The sequence below is a fragment of the Streptomyces sp. genome, assembly GCF_036566765.1.
Taxonomy (GTDB): Bacteria; Actinomycetota; Actinomycetes; order Streptomycetales; family Streptomycetaceae; genus Streptomyces.
Genome location: NZ_DATCVQ010000121.1, coordinates 1 through 9,037 on the forward strand (window position 1 = coordinate 1; position 9,037 = coordinate 9,037).

General features: G+C 69.7%; 9 protein-coding genes. 4 read left to right on the forward strand and 5 right to left on the reverse strand.

What is annotated here, in order from left to right:
* Nucleotides 1–216: 216 nt before the first annotated feature.
* The 4 genes from VIU94_RS06330 to VIU94_RS06345 all read right to left on the reverse strand — a co-directional run bounded on the left by VIU94_RS06330 (nucleotide 217) and on the right by VIU94_RS06345 (nucleotide 4,321).
* Nucleotides 217–399 (reverse strand): hypothetical protein, encoded by a 183-nt coding sequence (locus VIU94_RS06330; protein WP_331908441.1) that lies wholly within the window; start codon nucleotides 397–399, stop codon nucleotides 217–219.
* Between the two features lie 23 nt (nucleotides 400–422).
* Nucleotides 423–863 carry a hypothetical protein gene (locus VIU94_RS06335; RefSeq protein WP_331908443.1) on the reverse strand — a complete coding sequence of 147 codons (441 nt, stop codon included), beginning with the start codon at nucleotides 861–863 and terminating at the stop codon, nucleotides 423–425.
* A complete protein-coding gene (locus tag VIU94_RS06340; RefSeq protein WP_331908445.1) occupies nucleotides 823–2,499 on the reverse strand; it encodes a hypothetical protein in 1,677 nt (558 codons plus the stop codon). The genes VIU94_RS06335 and VIU94_RS06340 overlap by 41 nt, the downstream gene beginning before the upstream one ends.
* 280 nt (nucleotides 2,500–2,779) lie before the next feature.
* Nucleotides 2,780–4,321 (reverse strand): class I adenylate-forming enzyme family protein, encoded by a 1,542-nt coding sequence (locus VIU94_RS06345; protein ID WP_331908447.1) that lies wholly within the window; start codon nucleotides 4,319–4,321, stop codon nucleotides 2,780–2,782.
* 146 nt (nucleotides 4,322–4,467) lie between these two features.
* On the opposite strand from VIU94_RS06345, the gene VIU94_RS06350 reads away from it, so the two are divergent.
* The 4 genes from VIU94_RS06350 to VIU94_RS06365 all read left to right on the forward strand — a co-directional run bounded on the left by VIU94_RS06350 (nucleotide 4,468) and on the right by VIU94_RS06365 (nucleotide 8,543).
* Nucleotides 4,468–6,093 carry an acyl-CoA dehydrogenase family protein gene (locus VIU94_RS06350; protein ID WP_331908449.1) on the forward strand — a complete coding sequence of 542 codons (1,626 nt, stop codon included), beginning with the start codon at nucleotides 4,468–4,470 and terminating at the stop codon, nucleotides 6,091–6,093.
* A 74-nt stretch (nucleotides 6,094–6,167) separates the two neighbouring features.
* A complete protein-coding gene (locus VIU94_RS06355; RefSeq protein WP_331908451.1) occupies nucleotides 6,168–6,824 on the forward strand; it encodes a TetR/AcrR family transcriptional regulator in 657 nt (218 codons plus the stop codon).
* 46 nt (nucleotides 6,825–6,870) lie between these two features.
* A complete protein-coding gene (locus VIU94_RS06360) occupies nucleotides 6,871–8,115 on the forward strand; it encodes an aromatic ring-hydroxylating oxygenase subunit alpha (RefSeq protein ID WP_331908453.1) in 1,245 nt (414 codons plus the stop codon).
* Nucleotides 8,112–8,543 carry a PaaI family thioesterase gene (locus VIU94_RS06365; RefSeq protein WP_331908455.1) on the forward strand — a complete coding sequence of 144 codons (432 nt, stop codon included), beginning with the start codon at nucleotides 8,112–8,114 and terminating at the stop codon, nucleotides 8,541–8,543. The genes VIU94_RS06360 and VIU94_RS06365 overlap by 4 nt, the downstream gene beginning before the upstream one ends.
* A 73-nt stretch (nucleotides 8,544–8,616) precedes the next feature.
* On the opposite strand, the gene VIU94_RS06370 is transcribed toward VIU94_RS06365, so the two are convergent.
* Nucleotides 8,617–9,037, reverse strand: a 421-nt coding sequence (locus tag VIU94_RS06370) for a carboxymuconolactone decarboxylase family protein (RefSeq protein WP_331908457.1), incomplete at its 5' end; no start/stop codon positions are given.

Consider the following 9,037-nt stretch of genomic DNA (forward strand, 5'->3'; position numbering starts at 1 on the left):
CATGGCGGAGAACGGGACCCTGAACAAGACCCTGGCCGCGCAACTGCCGACGGTCGAGGGCACCCCGCAGTTCCCCACCTCCGAACAGCTGGCCAAGGCCCTGGTGACCGTACGCCGGGAGTGGCCGAAGGCCATGTCCGAGTGAGAACGGGCGCCCGGCCGGGGCCGGGAGTCATCGGCGCATGACTTCCGGCCCCGGCGTGGCGCGCGGACACGTCACGGAGCGACGGTGACCTGGTCGATCGTCCAGAAGGCGCTGTTGGTACCGGTGTAGCGGAAGCGCAGGCTCAGCGAGGTGCTGCCGGCCGGCACGTCGACGGCGAGCGTCTCGACGCCGTTGACATTCGACCGGTACGACTTCAGCAGCTGCGGAGCGCCGCCGTCGAAGGACGCGTACACATCGCCCGTCTGCGGACCGTCGATCAGCTTGAGGTGTCTCGGTCGTCCGACGTGTCAGGGTCGGCCTCGAAGCGTGCGTACAGGTCGCGGTCGCGCCATGAGTCGGAGAAGGCGTCCAGCATCGCCTCGTGGAGCCGACGGTCGCTGACGTCTCCTGCGGGATCGGCGATCCGGCTCCTGATCGCATCCTCCACCGCGGACCAGCGCAGTTCGTGCATGGTGAAGGAGACCAGCTCGACGACGCCTTCCCTGATCGGATCAAGCAGGGCGACGAGCTCCGTCTCGAATCGTCCGCGCAGTTCGGGGTGGTGGTTCAGCAGTGCGAGGGCGCGCTCGAGCTCCGGTTCGAGGTCCTCGACTCCGTAGGAACGATCGGCGGAGTCGAGGACGGCCCGAACGATCGCCCGGAAGCGTTCGACGGGATCAGCAGCCGGGCTTTCCCCAGGCGGCGTTGTACTTCCCATCTGCCGTGAATCCGTTCCTCTTGAATGCGTCCTCGGCGGCCTTCCGTGCGTGGACCCCGTAGGGCCTGTAGTGCCCGGACTTGTTGTCGAGGTACACGACGTCGCCGCCCTTGGTCTTGAACTCTCCTGCGGCCAGCACCCGCTTGCCCTGAGCGAGATTGATGTGCCCCGCCGTCCGCTTGCCGATGATGAGCTCGCCGTTCTCCAGCACCACGTACAGGTAGTTCCCGGACCGACCCCGCGCCATGTCGGGGGAGACCGGTTTGAACCAGTCGGGCTTGTCCTCGGGAATCAGGTTCGGGAAGAAGCGAGGGTCGTCGTCGCTGCGGACGAGGGAGACTCGGTAGGCGGAGGGGAGGTTGTGGGACTTCGTGCAGCCGGAGTTGCCGCGCTCCCGCTTCACCCGGTCCACGAGCTTCTTGACCTCGACCGTCGCCAGTGCGCGCGCGGTGATCAGCGTGTTGGCGCTGTACGGGATGCGGTACTGGACCGGCCGGCCGCCGCTCGCACGGGACTGCGCCCGGGCTGCGGCCTTCTTCTGCGCCTCGATCGACGCGAAGGTCGGTCCGGCGCCCGGATTCGAGCACGACAGGCTGCCCGAGACGCCGGCGCCGGTGACGGCGAAGGAGCCCTGCGCGCTGGTGCACTGGCCGGCGCCCCTGCCGTCGATGGTGAACGAGGCGGTCATGACGGCGGTGACGTTGCCGCCCGTCAGACGGCCCTTCGCGCTGGTGGTGATCTGCCCGGCGAAGCTGTTGCTCGCCGTGCACCCGCCCGAGCCGCACCTCACGTTCCCCGAGCCGCTGAGGGAGAGGGAGATGCCGCTGTCCGTGGCGTTCTCGAGCTCCTTGGTCTGCTTCTCCAAGGTGCTGAACATCGGCTCGGTCGCGTCGCCGGTGACCGGGGTCAGATCCATGCCCTCGGAGTCGCTGCCCCGCAGGGGACCCTCCGTCACATCCGGGGTGTCGGACGGCTGCTCGCGCAGATCCGGCGCCGCCGCCGGCCGCACGTTCCACGAGGTCTGTTCCGTCGACCCGGTGGAGGACCCGGTCCGCCGGGACACCCCGTAAGGCTCCAGGCGCAGCACGCGATGAGGCTTCTTCTCGGTGACGAGCAGGCGGCCCGCCGACGTGTCCACCGCGAGGGCCGGCGTTCCGTTCACGGTGGAGCGCCGCCCGGCCGACTCGCCGCGCGCCGCCGGTACGTCGGCCGCCTCGTCCAGGACCTGGGAGAGCAGCATGGCCAGCACGGCCGGGGACGGCCTGCGCTCGACCAGCTCCTGCGCCGGGCCGGTGCCGCCGCCCTCGTCCCCGGCGTTCCACGTGTTCGCGGCCTTGTCGTCGGGCTCGGCCTGCCGGCGCGTGAACGTCTTGCCGCCCACGTGCAGGATCTCGCGGTCGAGCCCGCTGCCGCCGAGTCCGGTGGTGCCGTACCGGCTGCCGGCGGCGGTCACGGTGACGTCCCGGCGCGTGAGACCTGCGGCCGAGGAGTCCTTGTAGCGCAGACCCGGGGCCGTGGCCAGCTCGGCCACGGCCTGCTGGAACGGCCGCAGGTCCCGCTTCGCCGCTGGTTCGTCGGATCCGGAACCGATGACGTTCCACGCCAGCAGCCCGGCCCCCAGCGCCAGGACCAGCACGCCGATCCCACCGAGGAGCAGGAAGCGCCCGCGCTGCCCGCCTGCGCCGCCGACCGGCGGTGGAGGGTACCCGTGAGGGACCTGCCAAGGGTCGTGAGGGCCCGGCGGCGGCGGGCCGAAGGCCCCTTGCGGGGGCCACTGGCCGTCCGGGCGTGTTGGCTCCGTCATGTCATCCCCCGTGTGTCACCGATATCGCAGGCCGTACGCAGAACTAGAGATATCTTCTAGAACTCTACTCACAACGCCGGTGTGCTGAGCGCCACTTGACGAAATCTCCGAGTCATCCGACGGATGCGGATCCCCGGTGAACGGCTTGCGCCGCCGCCTGTTCCCGCAGGACGTGCTTCATGACCTTGCCGGAGGGATTGCGCGGCAGGGCGTCGAGTACCACCAGCTCCCGGGGCATCTTGTACTTCGCCAGCAGCGTCGACAGGAACGCGCGCAACTCCTCGATCGTCACCGCCTCGTTCGCCTCGACGACGGCGACGACCGTCTCGCCCCACTCCTCGTGCGGTCGGCCGATGACGGCGGCGTCCTGGATCGCGGGATGCTGACGCAGCGCTTCCTCGACCTCGGGGCAGAAGACGTTCTCGCCGCCGGTGATGACGACGTCCTTGAGCCGGTCGACGATGAACAGGTATCCGTCCTCGTCGACTTGCGCCAGATCACCGGTCCGATACCAGTCTCCCTCGCATGCCCGCGCGGTCGCCGACGGATCGTCCAGGTACCCGATCATGCGCGTGGCGGAGCGGAGCCACAGCTCGCCGACCTCTCCCGCGGACGCGTCCGCTCCGTCGGCCCGCACCACGCGGATGTCCACGCCGGGCATGCCGCCCGCGCCGATCGAGCCGGCCTTCGTCACCTGCTCGTCCGGGTAGAGCGCGGACCCGACCGGCCCCATCTCGCTCATTCCGTACACCTGGTAGAAGCGGTCCGAGCCGTAGGCGGCCTGCAGGGTCTTCACGGTCTGCGCTCCCAGGGGCGCACCGCCGTAGGCCCACAGGCGAACGCTGGACAGGTCGAACCCGGCGAGGTCGAGACCGGCCGCGGGCAGCGCCTTCAGCGGGGCGAGATAGGCGATCGGCGCGCCGAAGAACCCCGTGACGCCGTACTTTTGGACCGTCTCCAGGAACTTGACGGGGTGGTACTCCTTCAGCAGCACGGCCGTGCCGCCCAGGTAGATCATCGACAGGAACCAGTTGTTCAGCGGTGACGCGTGCCAGATCGGCATGGCGATGAGGAAACGATCGTCCCGGCGAAGGCCGGTCGCCGCGGCCGTGAAGGCCGGCACGTTCCACAGACCGCCGTGGGAGTGCAGACAGCCCTTCGGGCTGCTGGTCGTGCCGGAGGTGTAGAGGACCTGGGCGACGGCGTCGGAGCCCACGTCCACTCCGTCCCATTCCTCGGCCGCGGCGACGAGCCGGTCGAACTCGCCGGTCCCCGCGTCGTCGACGGTCAGGACGTCGATCTCGGGGGCGCCCTCCCGTACCCGCTCGGCGAGTTCGGCGGCGGCCACCACGACCTTCGGGGTCGAGTGCCCGGCCACGTACGCCACTTCGTGCGCCGTGAACTTGTGGTTGATCGGCACGAGCGCGGCGCCGGCCCGCCAGACGCCGAAGGCGGCGATCGCGAACGCGGGGGTGTTGTAGGCCATCACGCCCACACGGTCCCCGGGCCGCACGCCCGCGTCGCGCAGTACGGCAGCCGCCCGGCGCGAAGCGGCGAGGAGCTCCGCGTACGTCAGTAAGCCCAGATCGGAGACGACGGCGGGCTTCGTGGGGAACTTGCGGGCGGAGCCCTCGAGCATCCAAGTGAGGTTCATGGGCGGTTCCTCCACGTCATACACGTCATAGGGGTGCGGATGCGCCGGAGCGTACTGCCTTGCCGGGGTCGATGAACCGTGATTCAATTCTTGAAGTGAAGAATTGAATCATGGTTCAATCCTTGAGATCAAGGACGGCACCCACCATGAACGCAACCCACGAAGTGACCAACCAGGCTCCGAACCGCGTCGAGATCGACGAGTACGGCACGAACGCAGCCCTGGTCGAGGGCGTCGCACTGTACGGCGCGGGCTGGGCTACGGAACGGCTGCACCGCACCGGACGCCGGGTCGGGAGCGCCGAGTTCCAGGAAGACGCCCGTCGCGCGAACCGTACCGAGCCGCTGCTCGCCACCCACGATCGCCACGGTCACCGCATCGACGAGGTCGTGTACGACCCGAGTTACCACCGCGTGCTCGGCGCCGCCGTCAACGACGGGGCGCACACCGGCGCATGGGCGCAGCCACGGCCCGGGGCGAACGTCGCACGGGCCGCGACGTTCATGCTCTACGCCCAGGTCGAGTCCGGACACGGCTGCCCGATCTCGATGACGCACTCCGTCGTCCCCGTGATCAGGCAGGACCAGAAGCTCGCCGACACCTGGCTGCCCCGGCTGTACAGCACGCAGTACGACGGCCGGCTCGTCCCGGGCAAGGCCGGAGCTCTCTTCGGCATGGCGATGACCGAGAAGCAGGGCGGCTCGGACGTACGGGCGAACACGACGGTCGCGCTCCCGACCGGCGACGGGCACTACGCGCTCACCGGTCACAAGTGGTTCTGCAGCGCCCCGATGTCGGACGCCTTCCTCGTACTCGCCCAGGCGTCGGGCGGCCTCAGCTGCTTCCTCGTACCCCGGTTGCTGGAGGGCGGGGAGAAGAACGGCATCCGGATCCAGCGGCTCAAGGACAAACTCGGGAACCGCTCGAACGCCTCCAGCGAGGTCGAGTACGAGCAGGCCGTGGGCCGGCTCATCGGCGAGGAGGGCCGCGGCGTGCGCACCATCATCGACATGGTGGCCCGCACCCGGCTCGACTGCATCTACGGATCGACCGCGGGCATGCGGCAGTCGACCGCCGAGGCCGCCTGGCACGTACGACACCGCGCCGCCTTCGGCAGGCTGCTCGTCGACCAGCCCGCGATGACCGCGGTGATCGCCGACCTGCACCTGGAGACCGAGGCGGCCACGGCCGCGGCGCTCCGCCTCGCGCGCGCCCACGACGAGGATGCCTCCGACGCCGAGCGGGCGTTCGGCAGGCTGGCCACCGCCGTCACGAAGTACTGGGTCTGCAAGCGCGGCCCCGGTCACGCCTACGAGGCGCTGGAATGCCTCGGCGGAAACGGCTACACCGAGGCCTTCCCCCTCGCCATGCGCTACCGCGAGCAACCGCTGATGGCGATCTGGGAAGGCTCGGGCAACGTCATCGCACTGGACGTGCTCCGCGCCATCACCCGCGAGCCCGACTCGCTGGAGGCCTTCGACGCGGAAGTCTCCCTCGCCGCCGGCGCCGACGCCCGCCTCGACGCCCACCTGGCGGCGACCCGGCGCCTCGCCCGTGACGTACTGGCGTCACCGGCCCCGCAAGCCCGCGCCCGAGAACTGGTCGCGGCCCTGGCCCTCGCCCTCCAGGCTTCACTTCTCGTCCGTACCGCGCCCGCAGCGGTCTCGGACGGATTCACGGCCTCGCGGCTCGGCGCGGGTGCGGCCTTCGGTCACCTGTACGGGGCGCTGCCGGGCGGCGTCGACGCGGCGGCGATCGCGGCGCGCGTCTGAGCGGCGGTGGCCGGGGTCACTAGGCTCTGTCCTCGGTGTAGCGGGTTCCGGTCTGTGCGGACCGCTTGTTCGACATGGAAGGTCCCACGGCGGCGATGGCTTATCGGCAGACGGAACGGACGAGACGGCATGCCCAGGAGAAGCAGGTCGCCTTTCTGGAGGCGGCGCACGACCTCGTGGCCCATGTCGGTTTCGCCGGCGCGAAGGTCAGCGCGATCGCCCGCGCGTGCGGGTCGAGCACCGGTTCGCTCTACTCGTACTTCGGCAGCCGGGACGAGTTGCTGGCCGAGGTCTTCCGCCGCGCCGCCGACCACGAGCTGACGGTCGTGCGAGCCGCGGTCGCCGGGGCTCCGGATGACCCTTCCGCGCGTCTGGGCGCGCTCGTCGACACCTTCACCCAGCGCGCCCTGCGCAGCCGCCGCATGGCGTGGTCGCTGCTCTTCGAGCCGGTGTCCCCGGCGGTCGAGGGCGAGCGGCTCGTGTATCGGCGGGCGTACGTCGCGCTGGGCGAGGACGTCATCCGCGACGGCATCGAGGAGAACCTCTTCGCGCGACAGAACGTGCGGGTCGCCTCCTCGGCCGTCATCGGCGCCATCTCCGAGGCGCTGGTCGGGCGACTCGCCCCGGAGGTCGAGCCGCATGACGTCCTGGACATGAAGGACGAACAACTGGTCGCGGAAATCCGCGACTTCTGCTTCCGTGCGCTCGGCTCCACCCGTACCATGAAATGAACACCGATTCAGTTCTTGGGGTCGGCAGAGTCAGCGGGGGGACACCATGAAGCAGAGCGAGCAAGTAGCCATGCTCAAGCGCCTACTGGCGCTGCGCGCAGAGCGACGCGACGAGGAGATGCTGGACAAGGTCGTCACGATCCCGACCTCGAAGTACACCGACGAGGCGCTCTTCGACCAGGAGTTGGCCTCGACCTTCGCCCGCTTCCCGCTCGTCGCGGGCCACGCGTCGGCGCTCCGGGAGCCCGGGTCGTACCTGACCAGCGACTGGGACCAGTTCCCGTACATCGCCGTCCGGGGCGAGGACGGGAAGGTGCGGGCCTTCTACAACCAGTGCCGTCACCGCGGCGCCCGCCTCACGCGCGAGCAGGCCGGGACGGTCAAGAACTTCATCTGCCCCTTCCACGGTTGGGTCTACGGGCTCGACGGAGGCCTGAAGGGCATCACGCGGTCGCAGGACTTCCCCGGTGTGGACGCCTGCGACTACGGACTCGTGGAGCTCCCCGCAACCGAATCGGGCGGCCTGATCTGGGTCGCCCGGAGCCCGGACGCACCCCTCGACATACCCGGCTTCCTCGGCGCCTTCCACGACGACCTCGTGAACTTCGACGTGGCCTCCCTGGTCCAGTACAAGAAGACCAAGGTCGTCAAGGAGGCCAACTGGAAGCTGCTGATCAAGACGTACCTGGAGGGCTACCACGTCCCGTACCTGCACCGGGACACCCTCGCGTTCGCCTTCAAGCGCGGCGTGATCGCGCACGACGAGGACGGACCGCACATCCGGCTCTCCGCGGCCCGCACCAACATCGTCGACACCGCGCAGAAGCCGGAGGAGGAGTGGCGCATCCTGGACTACGCGTCCGTGTACTACACGCTCTTCCCCAACACCTTCTTCATCCTCCACCCCGACTACGTCTCGATCAACACGTTCTGGCCGCTCAGCCCCGACCGGACGATCTGGACCCACGAGATGCTCTACCGCGCCGACGACTTCCCGGGTTCGAAGGGACAGAGCGCGCTGGAGAAGCGGTTCCGGTTCACCAACGACGACGTGTTCGACCAGGAGGACTTCGCCATCGCCGAGGACGTGCAGCGAGGGCTGCGCCACGGCGGCAGCGACCACCACGTCCTGGGGCTCGCCGAGGGCCTGCTCGCCATGTTCCAGGACAACATCGACGCGCGGCTCGCCGTTCCGGACGGCGCCGCGCACGGGACAGGGAAGCACCCTGACACCCCGGGTACTCCGGATACTCCGGAAACCTCGGGCACAACGATGGGACAGCCGGCATGACGACCGACCTCACCGCCTTCGCACACGGCATCTTCGACGCCCAGCCGTTCAGCAAGTTCCTGGGCGCCGAACTCACCGACGTGGGCCCGGACTCGGCCGAGATCCGCGTCCGCGTCCGGCCCGAACTCCTGCAGCAGCACGGCTTCGTGCACGGCGGAGTCCTGAGCTACCTGGCCGACAACGCGCTGACGTTCGCGGGCGGCCTCGCCCTCGGCGGCGACGCGCTCACCGCCGAGTACAAGGTCAACTACGCGAAGCCCGCGACGGGCGAGGTGGTCATCGCCCGGGCCCGCGCGCTGGTCACCACGCGCCGCCAGGCGGTCTGCCAATGCTCGATCTACGCCGTGTCGCCGGAGGGCGAAGAGCGTCTCGTGGCCGTGGCCCAGGGCACGATCGTGACGGCGGGCGGCCGGGCCCAGGAGAGCTGAGGCACAGGAGTCCCGTACGCGTAGGGCCCGCACGGCTTCGGCCGTGCGGGCCCTACGCGTCACGCTTGCCGGGTCAGTCCCACTGCTGGGTTGCGAGGGAGGTGACGGGCTTGGGCTTGCCGATGACGGCGAGGGCGATGAAGAAGTTGATCTGGCCGATCGCGATGGTGAGGGTGGCGAGCGCCTTGTCGTCGTAGTGCCTGGCGGCTTCGGCGTACAGCTCGTCCGTGACGCGTTCCTTGCCGGGCGGGGCGGGCTGGAGGGTGGCCTCGACCAGGGCGAGGGCGGCGCGCTCGGCGTCGGTGAAGCACAGGGCGTCCTGCCAGGAGGAGACGGCGGTGATGCGCTCCTCGGTCTCCTTGGCCTTGCGCAGGAACCCGGTGTTCAGGGTCGTCAGGTAGGTGTTCTGGACGATCTGCCCGGCCCGCAGGTGCACGAGGCTCATCGTGGTCCGGGGCACCGACTGGTTGCCGGTGGCCCGGAACAGCGCGGCG

What these genes read in the sequence shown, in the direction of transcription:
- VIU94_RS06335 (WP_331908443.1), bottom strand. Translation starts at nt 863, where the DNA reads ATGGGAAGTACAACGCCGCCTGGGGAAAGCCCGGCTGCTGATCCCGTC.
- VIU94_RS06345 (WP_331908447.1), bottom strand. Translation starts at nt 4,321, where the DNA reads ATGAACCTCACTTGGATGCTCGAGGGCTCCGCCCGCAAGTTCCCCACG.
- VIU94_RS06350 (WP_331908449.1), top strand. Translation starts at nt 4,468, where the DNA reads ATGAACGCAACCCACGAAGTGACCAACCAGGCTCCGAACCGCGTCGAG.
- VIU94_RS06355 (WP_331908451.1), top strand. Translation starts at nt 6,168, where the DNA reads ATGGAAGGTCCCACGGCGGCGATGGCTTATCGGCAGACGGAACGGACG.
- VIU94_RS06360 (WP_331908453.1), top strand. Translation starts at nt 6,871, where the DNA reads ATGAAGCAGAGCGAGCAAGTAGCCATGCTCAAGCGCCTACTGGCGCTG.
- VIU94_RS06365 (WP_331908455.1), top strand. Translation starts at nt 8,112, where the DNA reads ATGACGACCGACCTCACCGCCTTCGCACACGGCATCTTCGACGCCCAG.